Raw genomic sequence first — 17,184 nt, 5'->3', positions numbered from 1 at the left:
GTGTCCTGGCGGGTGTCGAAGGTCCGCCATTCCTGCGAGGAGGCGGTGACCCGAGACCTCGTTCGCGGTGACGTGCCACTGCCGTTGCCCGAGGCTGCCGTCCCGTGTCCCGCCCCAGTCTGCTTCTTCTCTCCTGCGCACTCCTCGCCACCGCGCAGCCTGCCCATGCCGAGGACTCCCTCGGCGAGACGCGCCTGGACGAGATCGCCGTGGCGGGGGAGGCCGCCGCTTCCGCCGGGGGGGCATCCGGCCCCGCCGCCAGTGCCGGCTTCGTCGGCGGCAGCACGGGTATCGGCGGCGCACTGCCCGTCGTGGAGGCGGCGAGCGCGGGGGTCATCACCGGCGCGCAGCTCAACAGCCGCCCGGTCACCCGGCCCGGCGAGGTGCTGGAATCGGTGCCCGGCCTGATCGTCACGCAGCATTCGGGCGAGGGCAAAGCCAACCAGTTCTTCCTGCGCGGCTTCAATCTCGACCACGGCAGCGACATCGCCATCACCGTCGACGGCATGCCGGTGAACATGCGCACCAACGCCCATGCGCAGGGCTATGCCGACATCAACTTCCTGATCCCCGAGCTCGTCGGCGCGGTGGAATTCCACAAGGGCCCGTATTTCGCCCGCGACGGGGACTTCGCCTCGGCCGGCTCGGTGCGGATCGACTATCTCGATACGGTCGAGAAGAACCTCGCGCTCACCTCGATCGGTTCCTTCGGCTACAAGCGGGCACTCGCCATCGCCTCGGCGCCCCTGGGCGAGGGCCACCTGCTCGCCGCCGGCGAGGCCCAGGTCTATGACGGGCCCTGGGACGCGCCGGATCGCCTCGCCAAGTTCAACGGCGTGCTGCGCTACAGCCAGGGCACGGCGCTCGACGGCTTCTCCGTGACCGGCATGGCCTATTGGGCCAAGTGGAACGCCACCAACCAGATCCCCGAGCGGGCCGTGGCGGAGGGCATCCTCGGCCGCTACGGCACGCTGAACCCGACCGATGGCGGCGATACCGGCCGGTTCTCGCTCTCGGGACGCTGGAGCGCGACCGACGATACCGGGGTCACTCGGGCGAGCGCCTACGTGATCCGCTACCGGATGAACCTGTTCAACGACTTCACCTATTTCCTGAACGACCCGGTCAACGGCGACCAGTTCCGCCAGCTCGACGACCGGGTGCTCGGCGGCGGCGAGATCGCCCACGTCTTCCAGGGCGACCTGTTCGGCCTGGCGACCGAGACCGAGATCGGCGTGCAGACCCGAACCGACAGCATGCGCGTCGGCCTGTTCAACACCGCCAACCGCCAATACCGCTCGACCGTGCTCGACGACCGGGTGCTGGAGGCGAGCGCGGCGTTCTACGTCGAGAACCGGGTGCGCTGGACGGACTGGCTGCGCACCAGCCTCGGCTTCCGGGCGGACGGCTACTACGCCGACGTCGTCTCCGACATCGCGGCCAATTCCGGCAAGGCCCGGGACGGCATCGTCAACCCGAAGCTCGGCCTCGTGCTCGGTCCCTTCGCCGACACCGAGCTCTACGTGAATTACGGCGGCGGCTTCCATTCCAACGACGTGCGCGGCGTGACCGCGACCGTCGACCCGTCGAGCCCGCTCTTCAACATCCAGCGCTCGCCCTTCCTGGTGCCCTCGACGGGCTACGAGGTCGGCCTGCGCAACCGTTCGATCGCGGGACTGGAAACCTCCGTCGCCCTGTTCCGGCTCGATTTCGCCTCCGAGAACCTGTTCCAGGGCGATACCGGCACCACCGAGCCGAGCCGGCCGACCCGGCGCTTCGGCGTCGAATGGACGAATCGCTACGCGCTCACCCCGTGGCTGCGGCTCGAAGGCGCCCTCACGGTCACCAATGCCCGGTTCTCGGATGTCGACCCGGCCGGCAACCGGGTGCCGGAGGCGCCCACCACCATCGCCTCGGCCGGGGTGACCTTCGGGGAAGGCACCGGCTGGTTCGGGACCCTGCGCTTCCGCTATTTCGGGCCGCGCCCGCTCATCGAGGACAATTCGGTGCGCTCGAAGCCGACCGCGCTGCTCAACGGCCGCATCGGCTACAATTTCGAGAACGGCGTCAGCCTCGCCCTCGACGTGCTGAACCTGACCAACGCCAAGGCCGACCAGATCACCTATTTCTACGAATCCCGCCTGCCCGGCGAGCCGGCGGACGGCATTGCCGACCGCCATTTCCATCCCGTCGAGCCCACCGCCGTGCGGCTGACGCTCGCGGGTCGGTTCTGAGGCGAAGCAACGGGCGACCCGGCGCTTGCCGGGCCGCCTCGTGACGAATCTCCCGCCCGGCTTCCATCGCCGGACGGGAGGGGAGCCAAGCCCGAGGACGCCTCAGCGGCCGTCCGGGCCGCCGCTGGTCAGGCCGGCGGCGATGGAGCGCGGGCCCAGGATCGCCTTGGCCGCGTCGCCCACGGCCTCGACCGCTTCGTCCATGCCGTCGAAGCAGACGATCCGGCAGGGGCAAGCCTCGAGACCGTCGTAGCGCCAGGGGAAGGCGCCGATGATCGAGCGCTTGTTCAGCATCAGCTCGATGTCGCCGCCGACGTTCTCGGCATGGATCAGGCCCTCCTGGAAGGCGTAGGCGTGGAAGGGGAAGATCTCCTCCGTCACGGCGCGGCCGGAGCGCTTGTGGGTGTAGCTGTAGTCGCCGAAGAACTGATCGCAGGTCATGCCGACCTTCTGCTCGAAGCGCTTGGCGAGGTCGGGGCGCATGTGGCGGATCGAGGTGTTCATGGCGTGGTCGCCCGAACCGCAATCGATGCCGAACCACTTGATCTTCTTCTTGAGCATCCATTCCAGGAGCTCGATCTTGCCGCCCGGATGCATGCAGAAGTAGCGCACGAGATCCTGCTGAGGCTTGCCCTCCCAGTACCGGTGCCAGCCGGTATGCAGGATCAGGATATCGCCCTCGCGCACCTCCACCGGAGCGCTCTCGATCATCTCGGGCGTGATCACCGCCCAGTCGTCCATGTGCTGGGACACATCGACGACGGCGCCGGGCCCGACCAGGAAGTCGAGGGGATAGGAGGCCATGTCGCCCATGCCGTCGGTGCCGTGCATGGCGCCGTCGATATGCGTGCCGACATGAAGGGCGGTGTCGATGCGCTGCGCGACGATCTGCTTCGTCTGCAGGTTCTGCGCGTAGTACATCTTGTTGCCGGCATACCCGACCCAGCCGGGGGTGTGCACGTTCATCAGATGCGAGAGGTCGACGATCTTCACGGGTCTCGGTCTCCTTCAATGTTCGAGATCATGGGACGGCGCGTCTCCGCCCTGCGGGCACCCGGAGGCGCCACGATGGATCCACGGCGGAGCGGAGGATGTCGCGGGGGCGACTCAGCTGTTCTCTTTGGTCTGCGTCCGCCGGAACAGAGATCGAAACCATCCCTTGAGGACGGCCAGGGCGAGGGAGAGCGCGCTTACCGGGCGCCCCGGCGCGGCGATGGGGGCCGCCGCAGAGGCGGGCACAGGTGCCGCCGAGGGCGCAGCGCCTTCGGCCACGGCGGGTGCGGCGGGCACGAGCTGCGCCTCCGCGTTCTGCACGAAGCTCTGGACGAGAACCGCGGCGACCTCGTTGAGGAGGCTGGTGCGACCGAACTGGGCGATCGGGCCGGAGAGCTGGACGTCGGCGTCGACCGTGACCTTGGTGGAATCGCCGGCGGCCTCGCAGGTGCAGGCCATGGTCATCTTGCCCCGGCTGGCGCCCTTGCGGTCGACGCCCTTGCCGACCGCCGTCACCGCATGGGCGGCCTCGTCGTAGGTGACCTCGGCCTCACCCTCGAAGCTGGTCTGGAACGGGCCGACCTTGGTGGTCACCCGGCCCGAATGCCGGCCGTCCTCCTTGACGCCGAGATAATCCGCCCCCGGCACGCAGGCCGCGACACGGGGAATGTCGTGGAAGAACTCCCACACCACCGGCAGCGGCCGGCCGACGGTGAACACCTGCGTGATCTTCACGATGCTTCTCCTGAATGTCTCCGTCGGCCCGTCCCGGTGATGCGCGCCGGGGCGGCTCTCAGTGGATGTCGCCCCCCAGGATGCCGTGCGCCCGCGCGAGATCCGACCAGAGCCGCAGGCTCCGCCCGTCCACCGGCGCTGCCGCCTGCAGCGCCTGAGGATCGACCGCGTCGCCGGACACGATCGGCGTGGGCAGCTTCACCAGGCTCGCGCCCGCGGCAGCCACAGACGCGATCGCCTGGGACCAGCACGCGCGATTCGCCTCGCTGCGTCCGATCCGTCCGGCGATCGCCACGGACTCAGCTCCGCTCCGGTGCCTGGGCGCCCTGAGGCAGCGCGCCCGCCTTGACGAGCAACGCCACGTCGGCCGGGCTCGGGCCACCGACGCTGACGATGCCGACGCCGCGATCGGCCTTCACCGCATGCTTGACGCCCACGGGGACATGGACGGCGCAGCCCGCATGGAACGGCAGGCTGACGTCATTGGTATAATCCTGGATCGTCCCCTCGCCTTCGAGGATGAAGATCGTATCCTCGGATTGAACGTGGATATGGGGCACGTTCTCCTCGCCCGGCTCGAGCCGCACGTAGTTCATGTTGGCCGTCCAGGCGCCGACGCCCGGCCAGACCACGAAGCGGGCATCCTTGGAGATGAGCGGCAGGCGCAACGAGGGCGTGTCGCGATGGAAAACTCGAATGGCCATGGCTGCCGCTACCCCCGCGCGCGAAGATTTGCATAGAGTTCGAGATCGGCCGGGCACGGCCCCCCGAGCAGGCTCATGCCGGAATTGCCATGGGCCTCGAAGGTGTAGGAATCTCCACCGTCGATATGGACCATGGAGCCTTCGACGAGCTCCGCGCTGAAGTCGTCGGACGGGCTGCGCACGATGCCACTTCCTGAAACGACATAATAAACACTATCGCCCTTATGGCTCAGTGGAATAGTTTTATCGGATGCGTGGAGCGCAATAAGATGAAATGTCCTGTATATTGCCCCATTCTCGGGCCACATGACGACTTTTGCATTGCCCGCACCGACCACGATCGGTATCTCAGGACAGTCGACCGCGCTGTCGATGACGCGGACGGTCTCCACCGTCTCAGTGCTCATAGCCGACGATGATCCTTTTTGAATATCACTCAAATGATTTTACACATATAAAAAACCGACGCAAGGCGGAACTGTGGGGCTGGCCTTCGTTGGTCTGCGAGGAAGAAACGAGATGACACGAGAGATCACCGTGGCGGGCGACCTGACAGAGGACGTGCCGATGGCGACGTCGGCGGAGATCGCGGAAAGCACGGCCTCGACGCTGGCGGCGATCGGCCTGCGTATCCGCGAGGCCCGCAGCGCCCGGAACATGACGCTTCAGTCCCTCGCCGCCGCGTCGGGGCTCAGCACCTCGATGCTGAGCCTCGTCGAGCGGGGACGCGCCTCGCCCTCGATCGGATCCCTCGTGGTGATCGCGAGCGCGCTGGGCATCACCATGTCGGACCTGGTGTCGAGCGAGCCCACCTCCGAGGAGAAGCTGGTGGTGCGGGCCAACGAGACGCCGGCCATCGAGACGGCACAGCACGTGGTTCGGCGGCTGCTGCGCGACGACCGCGCGCGGGGCGTCACCGTGGCGGTGAACGAGTACCAGCCGCAGACCGGCAGCGCCGACCGGCCGATGTCGCATGCCGGCTTCGAATACGGCTACGTGCTGGAGGGACGGCTGACGGTCGAAGTCGACGGCGCGGTCTATATCCTGAACCCCGGCGACCTCATCGCCTACCTGTCGCAGCGCCCCCACCGGATCTGGAATCACGGATCGACGGTGGTACGGACCCTGTGGTTCAACATCGATCGCCACTGAGGCTGCCGCCGCGCTCGCTCCACAGGGAGCGCGCAGCCAATCCTCGCGGCAGGGCCTTCCCCTGGCACGCGGCGGAGCGGGAGATGCGCCGCCGGAGCCTCGGCTCATGAGCCCATGGCGCCGTCGAGGGCGTCGTAGAGATACAGGGGGGCGATCGGCAGCCGCGCCACCAGGCCGGGCCGCTGCAGAGCGTCGTCTACGGCCGCCGCGATAGCGGCACCGGCTGCGGTGAGGCCGCCTTCGCCGGCCCCCTTCACGCCGAGGGGATTGAGCGGGCTCGGGGCATCCTCGCGCAGGAGCACCTCGACGAGCGGGGCTTCCCGGCTCGTCGGCATGAGGTAGTCCGCGAAGCTGGTGGCGAGGGGCTGCCCCTCCGCGTCGTAGACGAATTCCTCGAGCAGCGCCCCGCCGATGCCCTGCACGGCCGCGCCGACCACCTGCCCTTCGATCAGCATCGGATTGATGGCCCGGCCGACATCGTAGGCCACGAGATAGCGCTCGACCGTCACGCCGCAGGTCCGACGGTCGACCCGGACCTGGGCGACGTGGACGCCATAGGGGTAGTTCATGTGGTCGGCCTCGAACAGGCCTTCGCCCGCGAGCGCCTCGCCGCTCTGGAGCGCGACACCGGCCAGATCGATCGAAGCGCCGGTCTCCGGATGGTAGAAGGCGCCATCGCGGAAGATGAGGAGGTTCGGTTCGGCCTGAAGCAGGCGGCCGGCGGCCTCACGGGCTCGCCCCAGCAGATCCTCGGCGGCGAGCTTCACCGCCGAGCCCGTCATCACCGTCACGCGGGACGCGAAGGCCCCGAAGCCGATCGGGATCTCCCGGGTCTGGCCATGGATCACCTCCATGCGCGTGATCGGAACCTGAAGGGTCTCCGCACAGATCTGGGCCATCGCCGTCTCGACGCCCTGGCCGACCGAGCAGGCCCCGGTCACGATGCGGATCAATCCGTCCGGGAAGAGGCTGACCCGGGCGAGATCGCGGGGCCCGAGGCCGCTCTTCTCGACGAAGAAGGCGAGGCCGAGCCCGACCGCCTCCCCCGCGGCCCGCCGCGCCGCGGTCTCGGCCTTCAACGCGGCATAGCCGAGATGGTCGAGGGTGCGCTCCAGAAGGTCGTGGTACTTGCCCGAATCGTAGACGACGTGGGTCCCGAGGGCATCGATGCCTCGGTCGAAGGGCATCGCCTCCTCGGGGATGAGGTTGACCCGACGCACGGCGACCGGGTCGAGGCCGAGGCGCGCCGCGACGGCGTCGAGGAGGCGCTCGCGCGCGAAGGTGGTCTCGTAGCGCCCCGGCGCCCGGTAGGTGCCGCAGGGCGTCTTGTTGGTGAGGCGGATATGCCCCTCCACCCGGTAGGCCGGCACGATGTAGGGGCCGGGCAACAGGGCGGCGGCGAGATCCGAGACGGTGGCGCCGTGGGTGCGGATATAGGCGCCCTGGTCCGTGTGGAAGCAGACGTCGAGGCCGAGGATGAAGCCGCGGGCATCCACCGCCGCCCGCATCCGATGGCGCTGGTCGCGGGAATGGTTGGCGGCCATCAGGTGCTCGCGCCGATCCTCGATCCAGCGGACCGGGCGCCCGAGGCGCAGGGCCGCGGCGCAGACGAGCACGTCCTCGGGATAGATCTCGCCGCGGATGCCGAAGCCGCCGCCGACATGGCCCTCGCTGAGCTGCAGCCGCGCCGGGTCGCGCCCGAGCATACGGGCGATGGCGTCGCGGTTGTAATGGACGACCTTGGCCGCGCCATACATCGTCAGGGTGTCGGTCTCGGCGTCGAGGACCGCCACAGCGCCGCGCGTCTCCATGGGCACGCCGGAATGGCGGCCGATCGCGACCTCGAGCTCCACCACCGCATGGGCGGCCGCGAAGGCGCCTTCGAGATCCCCGTAGCCCTTGCGCAGCACCGCAGGCTCGGTGTGCAGGTCCGGCGCCACACCCGGCGCGAACAGGCCCGGCTCCGCCACCGGATCGAGCCGGGGCGCGAGGTCGTCGATCTCGCAGAAGACGCGTTCGGCGGCGTCCTCCGCGATATAGGCGTCCTGCGCGAAGACCACGGCGACGGGCTCGCCGACATAGCGCACGAAGTCGCGGGCGAGCACGGGCTGGCGGTAAGGCTCCAGGCCGTCGACCTTCGTCATGCGGAAGTCGATCGGCGGCAGGTCGGCGACGTCGCGCGCCGTCCATACCGCGAGCACGCCCGGCAGTTCGAGCGCCGCCGCGATGTCGATGTCGAGGATGCGCCCGAAGGCGACAGGCGAGCGCACGACGCGCATCGTCACCTGCCCCGGAAAGGCGGCATCCGCCGCGAAGCGGCCGGCGCCGGTGAGCAGGGGGCGGTCTTCCAGGCGCTTCGGTGAGGCTCCGATGCCGTGCATGGTTCAGCCGCCCGCCCGCATGTCCTTGACCGCCAGGGCGACGGCCTTGGCGATGTTCTGATAGCCCGTGCAACGGCAGAGATTGGACGAGAGCACGTCCTTGAGCGCCTCCTCGCTCAAGTTCGGATCGTTCTCGATGGCACCCGCCGCGAGCATCAGGAATCCCGGGGTGCAGAAGCCGCATTGCAGCCCGTGCTGCTCCCAGAAATGGCGCTGGAGCGGATGCAGCGTGTCGCCCTCGGCCAGCCCCTCGACGGTGCGCACAGGCAGCCCCTCGGCCTGGACCGCGAACATCAGGCAGGACCGCACGGGTCGCCCGTCCACGAGCACGGTACAGGCCCCGCAGACCCCATGCTCGCAGCCGAGATGCGTGCCCGTCAGGCCGCAATCCTCGCGCAAGGCGTCGGCCAGGGTCTTCCTTGGCTCGACATTGATTTCGTAGCGCTTGCCGTTGACGTCGAGGGACGTCGCGATCCTGTCAGTCATGTCGGGTGTCCATGTCGCGTCCGCGCCGGGCGGCACGGATCCGCGCGCGGATGCGCTCAGGGGTTGCGGGAATTTCGTTGATCGTGACGCCGAAGGGCTCGAGCGCGTCGACGATGGCGTTCACCACCGCCGCGGGCGCGCCGATCGTTCCGCCCTCCCCGACGCCCTTGGCGCCGGTCAGGGTGGCGTCCGAGATCGTCTCCATATGGAGGATCTCGATGCGCGGGATCTCGTTGAGGGTCGGCGGCAGGTAATCGGCGAGCGAGCTCGTCAGCAGGTTGCCGTCGGGATCGTAGATCATCTCCTCGTAGAGGGCGTTGGCGATACCCTGGGCAACGCCCCCGTGGATCTGGCCGTCGACGATCATCGGATTGACGAGCCGCCCCGCATCCTCGACCACGAGGAAGCGCTCGATCCGCACGGCCCCGGTCTCGACATCCACCGCGACGATCGCCGCGTGGCAGGCATTCGAGAACGTGCCGGACGGATCGTAGAAGGCGCTCTCGCGCAGGCCCGCCTCCAGGCCGGCGAACCGATGGCTGCGGTGATGCGCGGCCCGGGCGAGCTCGGTGATCGGGGTCGAGCGGTTCGTGCCGCGCACCCGCGCCAGCCCCGCATCGAGCTCGATCTCGCCCTCTTCCGCCTCCATCACCCGCGCGGCGATCGTGCGCAGCTTCTGGGCGATCTTGCCGGAGGCGAGCCGGGAGGCACCGCCCGCGATCACCATCGAGCGGCTGGCGAAGGTACCCCAGCCATAGGGCGTCCGGTCCGTGTCGCCCGAGACCACCCGGACCTTGGCCGGCTCGAGGCCGAGCTCGTCGGCCACGAGCTGCGCCAGGGCGGTGCCGAGCCCCTGCCCGTGCGGGGAGGCGCCGATGCGCAATTCGACGTGGCCGGACGGGTCCATGGCGCACTCGACCTGCTCGTAGCCCGGCACGATCGCCATGCCCCGGGCCGCATAGGCCGGGGTGCCGTAGCCGGTGCGCTCACTGAACACCGAGAAGCCGAGGCCGAGATGGAGTCCCTGCGCCCGTGCCTCCGCCTGCCGGCGCCGGAAGGCCGGCACGTCGATGGCGGCCACCGCCGCCTCCATCGCCGCGATGTAGGAGCCCTCGTCGTAGACGAGCCCGGTGGGGGAGCGGTGGGGGAAGCTGTCGATCAGATTGCGGCGCCGGATCTCGATCGAATCGAGCCCGAGGCGCCGGGCGGCGCTCTCCATCAGCCGTTCCATGGTCAGGGTGAGCATGGGACGGGCGACCCCGCGATAGGGGGCCATCGTGCAGGTGTTGGTGGTGACGCCCCGCGAGCGGGCACCGTATTCCGGCACCTTGTAGGGGCCGGGCAGCTCGGCGAAGGCCATCAGCGGCTCCACCCCGCAGGTGACCGGGTAGCAGGAGAAGGCGCCGACATTGCTGCGCAGATCGGCCTCCAGTCCGAGGAGGCGGCCCTCCGCGTCGAAGGCCCCCCTCACCGTGAAGGCCTGGTCGCGACTATGGGCGGAGGCGAGGAAGTTCTCCCGGCGATCCTCGATCCAGGCTACGTCCCGCTTCAGGTGCCGGGCAAGCCAGACGAGGGCCACGTATTCGGGGAAGAGCGCCATCTTCTGCCCGAAGCCGCCGCCGACATCGGGGGCGACCACCCTCAGATCCGCCTCGGGACAGCCGAGGCAATCGGCAAGCCCGGTGCGCAGCATGTGCGGCATCTGCACCGAGGCGTAGAGGGTGGTGCGCCCGTCGCGGGCGTCGTAGCGGGCCACGGCACCGCGGGTCTCCATCGGCATGGCCGATTGCCGGCGGGAGCGCAGGTCGAGCTCGATCACCGCCGCAGCACCGGCGAACGCCGCATCGAGGCCCGGGCTGCGCATCGCACCCTCGACGAGGACGTTCCCGGGCGCCTCCGGATGCGTTCGGGCGACCTCCGGGGCGAGGGCCGCGTCGAGATCGATCACGGGATCCTCGGGCTCGATGTCGAGGAAGACCTGCTCGGCGAGATCCTCGGCCGCGGCCGCGTCCTCCGCGACGACGAAGGCCACCGCCTGCCCCGAGAAGCAGACCCGGTCGGCGGGCAGGATCGGCTGCGCGATGGGCCGGTAATCCGGACGCTCCAGGATCGGACGGATCGCTCCGACGCCCGCCAAATCGGCGGCGGTGTAGACGGCCGCCCCCGCGGGCGCCTCGATCCCGAGGATGGCGCCCCGGGCGAGGGGGCTGCGGACGAAGCGGACATGGGCGGCCCCGCGGGCGAGATCCGCCACGTAGCGCCCCTGCCCGCGCAGCAGCGTCGGGTCTTCCAGCCGCGGGAGGGAACGCCCGATCCAGCTCACGCCGCGGCCTCCGCCAGGGCGCGGGAGACCATGGCGGCGATCAGGTCGCGCCGGTATTCCGATGAGGCGTGGATGTCGGCGCTGGGCTCCACAGCCTCGCGCGCCTGCGCCGCGGCAGCTTGGAACGTCGCCTCCGAGGCCTGCTGACCGATCAGCGCAGCCTCGATCCCCGAGAGCCGGATCGCCCGGTCGGCGACGCCGCCGATGCCGAGCTTGGCCCCGCGAATCACACCGCCCTCGACCTTCAGGACGGCGAGCGCCATCGCCAGGGCGAAGTCGCCAGCGCGCCGCGAGAACTCGGAGAACCCTCCCCGCCAGCCGGCATCGAGGACCGGCAACCGGATCTCGGTGATCAGCTCGTCCTCGTCGAGGGCTGTCGTGAAGGTGCCCCGGAAGAAGTCGGATGCAGGGAGGCGGCGCGTTCCACGAAGGCTGCGCATCGCGATCTCCGCGTCGAGCACGGTCGCGGTGAGGCACCATTCGGAAGCGGGGTCGGCATGGGCAAGGCTTCCCGCGAAGGTGCCGCGCTGACGGATGGGATAATGCGCGATGTGGCCGGCCACCCGGGTCAGAAGCAGGCCGAGGGGACCCTCGACGACGTGACGGTGGAAGGCCGCGTGTCGGGTCAGGGCGCCGATTCGCAGGAACGTCCCCTCGACGGCAAGGCTGTCCAGCTCCCGAACGCGATTCACGTCGATGAGCACGCTCGGCCGAGCCAGGCGGAAGTTCATCGCCGCGACCAGGCTCTGGCCGCCCGCCAGAATCTTCCCGTCCGTGCCATGCGCCTCGAGCAGCGTCAGGGTCGACGGCACATCGAGTGGGCGGTGATAGTCGAACGCAGCTGGCTTCATTTTGATACCATTAAAATTACCCCAGGGATAAGCCGTGGCGGCAAGGGCTGTCCATAGTCCTTCCCAAGGGCCCGAGCCGGAGAACCCTCCCACTTTATGCACCAAAGTTCATTTCTGCACTTTTTTTGGACAGCAGCAGACCCAGGCCGCCGCGGAGAAGCGCCGGCATCTGAGCCGAGAAGGGCAATTTCTCGCTCTGAACAGTTGTCGCAGAGGCTGTACCGACGATGGCGCGGGATCGGCACAAAAGTCCGACGCGACGCCAGATTGCACGAAATGCAAACTTTGTGGGCAGATATGCCGAACTATCGTGCATGCAACCCTTTTAGATCTGTGAGAAATTATTTGAGCAGAATGAAAAGTCCGATGGATCGGAATTTATGCGGGCTCAAAAATTCTTACCGCTGCCGCTGCTAGGCGACCATGTCTCGGCGCCGCTCGGGACAGGCGCAGCGACACTTGAAGAGCCGTGTGTCGGCAGGCGCGCGCCCGAACCGATCTCATCCGTGACGGCGCCTGAGCGCAGGGATCATCGCTCATGAAGAGCTACATCAACGGCGAATTGCAGCCGCTCGGCGCCGACTTCGCCCCCTTCTTCGACCGCTCGGCGACGGCGATCGTCTCGATCGACCTGCATCGCGGACATCTCGACGACGACCCGCTCTGTCCCTGCCCGGCGCCGCGCGCCCGCGACGTGGTCGCACCGGTGAACGCCTTCCATCGCGCCGCCCGGGCGCTCGGCGTGCCGATCATCCATGTTCGCAGCACGCTGCGGGCCGGTGGCGTCGACGACATCGCGGGCCGATCCCCCTCGGCCTGGCGCCTCGTCTTCCCCCTCCATGTCGGTGCCATCGGCAACGCCGACGCGCATGCCATTCAGGGTACGCGCTGGACCGAGTTCGTGACCGAGGTGGAAGAGGGCGACCTGATCGTCGAGTCGAAGAAGCGGCTCTCCGCCTTCTACCCGACCGATCTCGACTTTCTCCTGCGCAACATGGGCGTGCGCAACCTCGTGCTGAATGGCTGCCTGGCCGATTGCTGCGTGCTCAACACCGCCTTCGACGCCTCCAATCTCGGCTACCAAGTGAGCGTGGCGCGCGACCTCGTCGCCGGCACCAATCCGGAGCTCGAAGAGGCGGCGATGCGCATCGTGGCCATGCATGTCGGCCTCGTCTCGAACGCTGCCGTGCTCCTCGAAGCATGGGCGGAGCAGAAGGCGACCTGACGTCAGGGCAACCGGCGCGGCGAAGCCGACGCGCCGGCACGCGTATCGCCCTCGGGGGGATGCGGACGGAGATCTGGAGCTTCGAAGCCGGCCTCCGGCCCGATGCGCCAGGACACTCGCGGACAACGCGGGATCCATCAGGAACGGCCGCTTCGCGGCACGTGACAACAGGGGCTGAGCGAGGACGATGATCGGAAGATTTGTCAGCAGAACCGCGGCTTACGCCGCGCTCGGGCTGTCCTGCGCAGCGGGACTGGCGCCGGCCCTGACGGGGCCTGCGCAGGCGGCGCCGTTCAAGCTCGAGGGCGAGCCCAAGGTCGCGATGGTGCTGTTCGGGCCCAAGAACGACGGTGGCTGGTCCCAGGCTTTCGATGAGAGCCGCATGCGCACCGAGCAGGCGCTCGGGATCAAGATCCCGGTGGTGGAGAACATCAAGGAATCGGCGACCGCGATCCGGCCGGCGGTCGAGCTGTTCATCAAGCGCGGCTACAATGTCATCATCGGCACCGCGTTCGGCTATTCCGACACGTTCAAGGAGCTGGCCGAGAAGTACCCGAAGATCGCCTTCGTGAACGGCTCGGGCACGGCCAACGGCCCCAACCTCGAATCCTTCTACGGCCGCACCTACGAGACGCATTACCTCTGCGGCATGGCCGCAGGCGCAGCCTCGAAGGAGGGCAAGCTCGGCTTCGTCGCCGCCAACCCGTTCGGCGTCGTCAACTGGACGGTGAACGCGTTCGAGCTCGGCGCCAAGCAGATGAACCCGAAGGCGACCACGACGGCGATCTTCACCGGCTCCTGGAACGATCCGGTGAAGGAGCGCGCCGCGGCCGAGGCCCTCGCCGGCCAGGGCATCGACGCGATCGGCCAGCACGTCGACACGCCGACCCCGCAGATCGTGGCCCAGGAGAAGGGCATCTTCGGTACCGGCCATCACCGCGACATGCGCGAATTCGCGCCCAAGGCGACGCTGTGCTCCTCGGTCTGGTACTGGGATCGCTACCTGATCCCGACCATCCAGAAGATCAAAGCCGGCACCTGGGAGCCCGCGCCCTACGGCGCCTTCGTCTCGATCAAGGAGGGCGGTCCGGACATCGCCTGCTGCGGCCCGGCCGTGCCCAAGGAGGCGGTCGCCAAGATCATGGCGGAGCGCCAGGCCATCATCGATGGCAAGAAGATCTATGCCGGCCCGCTCAAGGACCGGGAAGGCAAGGAGCACGTGCCGGCGGGCGGCGCGCTCAGCGATGCCGATCTCTGGAAGATGGACTGGTTCGTGCCCGGGGTGATCACCCAGAAATAGCGGCCGGACGTCGCCATCATGCGGGCGCCGCCGGCCATCCGGCGGCGCCCCTCGGCATGCTCCCTGCGAAGCGAGGGACGCCGATGCCCGAGGCATCATTCCCTTTTCTCTTCGGCGGATTTTGGTGTTTTCGATGAGCGGTTCGTGTGGGGCGTCGCCCGCTCTCTGCCTGACGGGGGTGTCGAAGTCGTTCGACGGCTTCGCGGCGCTGTCGGAGGCGGGTTTTTCGGCGCATGCGGGGGAGGTGCACGCCCTGCTGGGTGAGAACGGGGCGGGCAAGTCGACGCTGATGAACGTGGCGATCGGGCTGTACCGCCCGGATGCGGGGGAAATCCGGATCGGGGGCGAGGCGGTGGTGCTCGACGGGCCGCTCTCGGCCAAGCGGCGCGGCATCGGGATGGTGCACCAGCACTACAAGCTGGTCAAAGCCTTCACCGCGCTCGAGAACATCCTCCTGGCCTGCGGCGGCCCGTCCTACGGGCGGGGTCTGGCCGCGGTGGAGACGGCGGTGCGCGGGCATTGCGAAGCGCTGGGCTTCGCCGTGCCCCTCGATCGGCCGGTCGGGCTGCTGTCGGTGGCCGAGCAGCAGCGGGTCGAGATCCTGAAGGTGCTGGTCGAGGGCGCGCGGATCCTGATCCTGGACGAGCCGACCGCCGTGCTGACCGACCGCGAGGCGGAGCAGATGCTCCTGACCATGCGGCGCCTGGCCGACGAGGGCCGCACGGTGATTCTGGTCACGCACAAGTTGGGCGAGGTGAAGCGGCACGCCGACCGGGTGACGGTGATGCGTGGGGGCCGCACGGTGGCGAGCGCGGATCCCGACAGCCTGTCGCTGTCCGAGCTCACCGCGCTGGTGGTGGGGGCGCCGGTGGCACGGGAGCGGGCCCCGGCGCCGGCGATCGGCAAGCCGATGCTGCGCATCGCCGGGCTGTCGGGGGCGCGGGCGGACGGGCTGACGATGCTGTCGGACGCCACGCTGGTGGTGCGGGCGGGGGAGATCTACGGGATCGCCGGGGTCGGCGGGAACGGCCAGACGGAGCTGGCCGAGATCCTGATGGGGGTGCGCAAGCCGCTCTCGGGCAGCATCGAGCTGGAGGGCGGGGGCGATCTGTGCGCGGGGGATGCCGGGCTGCGCCGGGCGCTGGGCCTGGCCGCGATCCCGGCCGACCGCTCCGCCTACGGGCTGGCGGGCAGCCTGTCGGTGGCGGAGAACTACGCGGTGGGCGGGGTGCTGTCGGGCCGGTTCGGCAGCTGGCTGCGGCTCGACCGCAAGGCGATGCGCGCGGCCACGCAGGCGGCGGTGTCGGCCTTCGACATCCACGGCGTGCGCGCCCCGCGCCAGAAGGCGAGCCTGCTCTCGGGGGGCAACGCGCAGAAGCTGGTGGTGGCGCGCGAGTTCGCGCACCCGCCCCGCGCGGTGCTGGCCCACAGCCCGTCCCGGGGCCTGGACGTGCGCGCCGCCGGCGCGGTGCACCAGCGCCTGCGCGCGGCCCGGGACGCGGGCGCGGCCATCCTCCTGATTAGCGAGGATCTCGACGAGGTCCTGCTCCTGTCCGACCGCATCGGGGTGATGAGCCGCGGGCGGATCGTCGCCGAGTTCGACACGCCCGCCGACCGCAACGCGGTGGGGGCCGCCATGGTGCACCATGCCTGACACCGCGCCTTCCGCCATGCTCCTGACGCCCCCGCCGGCCTCGAAGCCGGCTTCGAGGCCGAACCCCGAGGCTCCGAGGCGCCGTACCCGCCGCCTGGCGGTCGAGATCCGCCAGCACGCCCCCGGCTGGCTGCAGGCGGCGGCGCTGTCCGGCGGGCTCCTGGCGGGGCTGGCCTGCGCCGCCGCGATCCTGATGGCCTCCGGCGTCGGCCTGTCCGAGCTCGCCCAGGAATTCGTGGTCTCGGTCGTCACCAGCCCGGAGAGCTTCGCGGCGGTGCTCACCCAGGCCGCGCCGCTGGCCATCGTCGGGCTGGCCGCGGCCCTGGCCTTCCGGGTGCGCTTCTGGAACATCGGCATCGAGGGCCAGATGATCAGCGGCGCCATCGCCGCCACCGCGGTGGCCCTGGCCGATCTCGGCCCGGCCCCCCTGCGCCTGGGGCTGATGGGGCTGGCCGCCGCCCTCGGGGGCGCCCTGTGGATGCTCGGGCCGACGCTGCTGCGCCTGCGCCTCGGGCTCAACGAGATCATCTCGACGCTGCTTCTGAACTACGTCGCCCTCAACGGCCTGCTGCACCTGCTCTACGGCCCCTGGCGCGACCCCGAGAGCAACTTCCCCAACTCGGCCCTGTTCGGGCCGGCCGAGCGCCTGGCCGATCTCGGCTGGCAGAACCTCACCGCCGCCCTGCCGCTGGCCCTGGTCCTGCTGCTGGCCGGCTGGTGGCTGATCGACGTGAGCCGCTTCGGCTTCCTGATGCGGGTGGCCGAGGCCAATCCGCGCCTGGGCCAAGCCCAGGGCCTGCCCATGACCCGGGTGCTGCTGGCCGCCACCCTGCTCTCGGGAGCGCTGGCCGGAGTGGCGGGCTTCGCGATCTGCGCCGGCGTCGAGCACCGGCTCACCCAGTCCTTCGCCGTCGGCTACGGCTTCTCCGGAATCCTGATCGCCTTCCTGGCCCGCAACAATCCCCTGGCCGTGCTGGTGGTGGCCTTCGCCGTCGGCACCCTGTTCGTGGCCGGCCAGAGCCTGCAGGTCTTCTACCAGATCCCCAGCTCCGCGGTGCAGCTCGTCCAGGCGGTGATCGTCCTGTGCGTGGCGGCCTCGGACTTCTTCATCCGCCACCGGCTGCGCTGGATCGACTGAGCTGGATC

Annotated in this window: 15 protein-coding genes; 6 read left to right on the top strand and 9 right to left on the bottom strand. The window is 69.4% G+C overall.

The window, feature by feature from the left end:
* The first annotated feature begins 209 nt into the window (after nucleotides 1–209).
* Nucleotides 210–2,234: a TonB-dependent receptor gene (locus tag MFF21_RS21595; RefSeq protein ID WP_238313963.1), complete on the top strand. Its 2,025-nt coding sequence runs from the start codon at nucleotides 210–212 to the stop codon at nucleotides 2,232–2,234.
* Between the two features lie 102 nt (nucleotides 2,235–2,336).
* On the opposite strand, the gene MFF21_RS21590 is transcribed toward MFF21_RS21595, so the two are convergent.
* From MFF21_RS21590 to MFF21_RS21570, 5 genes are all read right to left on the bottom strand, one after another.
* Nucleotides 2,337–3,227: a cyclase family protein gene (locus MFF21_RS21590; protein ID WP_238313945.1), complete on the bottom strand. Its 891-nt coding sequence runs from the start codon at nucleotides 3,225–3,227 to the stop codon at nucleotides 2,337–2,339.
* Nucleotides 3,228–3,341: 114 nt separating this feature from the next.
* Nucleotides 3,342–3,962 carry an SRPBCC family protein gene (locus tag MFF21_RS21585; RefSeq protein WP_238313943.1) on the bottom strand — a complete coding sequence of 207 codons (621 nt, stop codon included), beginning with the start codon at nucleotides 3,960–3,962 and terminating at the stop codon, nucleotides 3,342–3,344.
* 58 nt (nucleotides 3,963–4,020) lie between these two features.
* On the bottom strand, nucleotides 4,021–4,257 hold the full coding sequence (locus MFF21_RS21580) for a carbon-nitrogen hydrolase family protein (RefSeq protein WP_238313941.1): 237 nt from the start codon (nucleotides 4,255–4,257) through the stop codon (nucleotides 4,021–4,023).
* A 4-nt stretch (nucleotides 4,258–4,261) separates the two neighbouring features.
* Complete coding sequence (locus MFF21_RS21575) at nucleotides 4,262–4,666, bottom strand: cupin domain-containing protein (RefSeq protein ID WP_238313940.1); 405 nt, start codon at nucleotides 4,664–4,666, stop codon at nucleotides 4,262–4,264.
* 8 nt (nucleotides 4,667–4,674) lie between these two features.
* A complete protein-coding gene (locus MFF21_RS21570; protein WP_238313939.1) occupies nucleotides 4,675–5,073 on the bottom strand; it encodes a hypothetical protein in 399 nt (132 codons plus the stop codon).
* A 112-nt stretch (nucleotides 5,074–5,185) separates the two neighbouring features.
* Between MFF21_RS21570 and MFF21_RS21565 the strand changes: the two genes are divergently transcribed.
* Nucleotides 5,186–5,818: a helix-turn-helix domain-containing protein gene (locus tag MFF21_RS21565; protein WP_238313937.1), complete on the top strand. Its 633-nt coding sequence runs from the start codon at nucleotides 5,186–5,188 to the stop codon at nucleotides 5,816–5,818.
* 104 nt (nucleotides 5,819–5,922) lie between these two features.
* Here MFF21_RS21565 and MFF21_RS21560 read toward each other — a convergent pair whose 3' ends face one another.
* The 4 genes from MFF21_RS21560 to MFF21_RS21545 are packed head-to-tail and all read right to left on the bottom strand — an operon-like array spanning nucleotide 5,923 to nucleotide 11,859.
* Entirely contained in the window at nucleotides 5,923–8,199 is a 2,277-nt protein-coding gene (locus MFF21_RS21560) for a xanthine dehydrogenase family protein molybdopterin-binding subunit (protein ID WP_238313935.1), read from the bottom strand.
* A gap of 3 nt (nucleotides 8,200–8,202) precedes the next feature.
* Nucleotides 8,203–8,685 (bottom strand): (2Fe-2S)-binding protein, encoded by a 483-nt coding sequence (locus tag MFF21_RS21555; RefSeq protein WP_238313933.1) that lies wholly within the window; start codon nucleotides 8,683–8,685, stop codon nucleotides 8,203–8,205.
* Nucleotides 8,678–11,008 (bottom strand): xanthine dehydrogenase family protein molybdopterin-binding subunit, encoded by a 2,331-nt coding sequence (locus tag MFF21_RS21550; protein WP_238313932.1) that lies wholly within the window; start codon nucleotides 11,006–11,008, stop codon nucleotides 8,678–8,680. Before MFF21_RS21550 ends, MFF21_RS21555 begins: the two co-directional genes overlap by 8 nt.
* Complete coding sequence (locus tag MFF21_RS21545) at nucleotides 11,005–11,859, bottom strand: FAD binding domain-containing protein (protein ID WP_238313930.1); 855 nt, start codon at nucleotides 11,857–11,859, stop codon at nucleotides 11,005–11,007. Before MFF21_RS21545 ends, MFF21_RS21550 begins: the two co-directional genes overlap by 4 nt.
* Nucleotides 11,860–12,397: 538 nt before the next feature.
* Between MFF21_RS21545 and MFF21_RS21540 the strand changes: the two genes are divergently transcribed.
* From MFF21_RS21540 to MFF21_RS21525, 4 genes are all read left to right on the top strand, one after another.
* Nucleotides 12,398–13,084 carry a cysteine hydrolase family protein gene (locus MFF21_RS21540; RefSeq protein WP_238313928.1) on the top strand — a complete coding sequence of 229 codons (687 nt, stop codon included), beginning with the start codon at nucleotides 12,398–12,400 and terminating at the stop codon, nucleotides 13,082–13,084.
* Between the two features lie 187 nt (nucleotides 13,085–13,271).
* Nucleotides 13,272–14,384, top strand: coding sequence for a BMP family ABC transporter substrate-binding protein (locus MFF21_RS21535; protein ID WP_238313921.1), 1,113 nt, complete (start codon nucleotides 13,272–13,274; stop codon nucleotides 14,382–14,384).
* 178 nt (nucleotides 14,385–14,562) lie between these two features.
* Nucleotides 14,563–16,038, top strand: a complete 1,476-nt coding sequence (locus MFF21_RS21530; RefSeq protein ID WP_238313919.1) for an ABC transporter ATP-binding protein — start codon at nucleotides 14,563–14,565, stop codon at nucleotides 16,036–16,038.
* On the top strand, nucleotides 16,031–17,176 hold the full coding sequence (locus tag MFF21_RS21525) for an ABC transporter permease (RefSeq protein WP_238313917.1): 1,146 nt from the start codon (nucleotides 16,031–16,033) through the stop codon (nucleotides 17,174–17,176). Before MFF21_RS21530 ends, MFF21_RS21525 begins: the two co-directional genes overlap by 8 nt.
* Nucleotides 17,177–17,184 lie beyond the last annotated feature (8 nt).

Origin of the sequence: Methylobacterium organophilum, assembly GCF_022179465.1 — a bacterium.
Classification (GTDB): Bacteria; Pseudomonadota; Alphaproteobacteria; order Rhizobiales; family Beijerinckiaceae; genus Methylobacterium; species Methylobacterium organophilum.
The sequence above is the reverse complement of the archived record's forward strand: the minus strand, read 5'-3'. Positions and strand labels throughout refer to the sequence as shown.

Coding starts and splice junctions, on each gene's coding strand:
- MFF21_RS21575 (WP_238313940.1), bottom strand. CDS start 4,666: ATGGCCATTCGAGTTTTCCATCGCGACACGCCCTCGTTGCGCCTGCCG.
- MFF21_RS21570 (WP_238313939.1), bottom strand. CDS start 5,073: ATGAGCACTGAGACGGTGGAGACCGTCCGCGTCATCGACAGCGCGGTC.
- MFF21_RS21565 (WP_238313937.1), top strand. CDS start 5,186: ATGACACGAGAGATCACCGTGGCGGGCGACCTGACAGAGGACGTGCCG.
- MFF21_RS21560 (WP_238313935.1), bottom strand. CDS start 8,199: ATGCACGGCATCGGAGCCTCACCGAAGCGCCTGGAAGACCGCCCCCTG.
- MFF21_RS21555 (WP_238313933.1), bottom strand. CDS start 8,685: ATGACTGACAGGATCGCGACGTCCCTCGACGTCAACGGCAAGCGCTAC.
- MFF21_RS21545 (WP_238313930.1), bottom strand. CDS start 11,859: ATGAAGCCAGCTGCGTTCGACTATCACCGCCCACTCGATGTGCCGTCG.
- MFF21_RS21540 (WP_238313928.1), top strand. CDS start 12,398: ATGAAGAGCTACATCAACGGCGAATTGCAGCCGCTCGGCGCCGACTTC.
- MFF21_RS21535 (WP_238313921.1), top strand. CDS start 13,272: ATGATCGGAAGATTTGTCAGCAGAACCGCGGCTTACGCCGCGCTCGGG.
- MFF21_RS21525 (WP_238313917.1), top strand. CDS start 16,031: ATGCCTGACACCGCGCCTTCCGCCATGCTCCTGACGCCCCCGCCGGCC.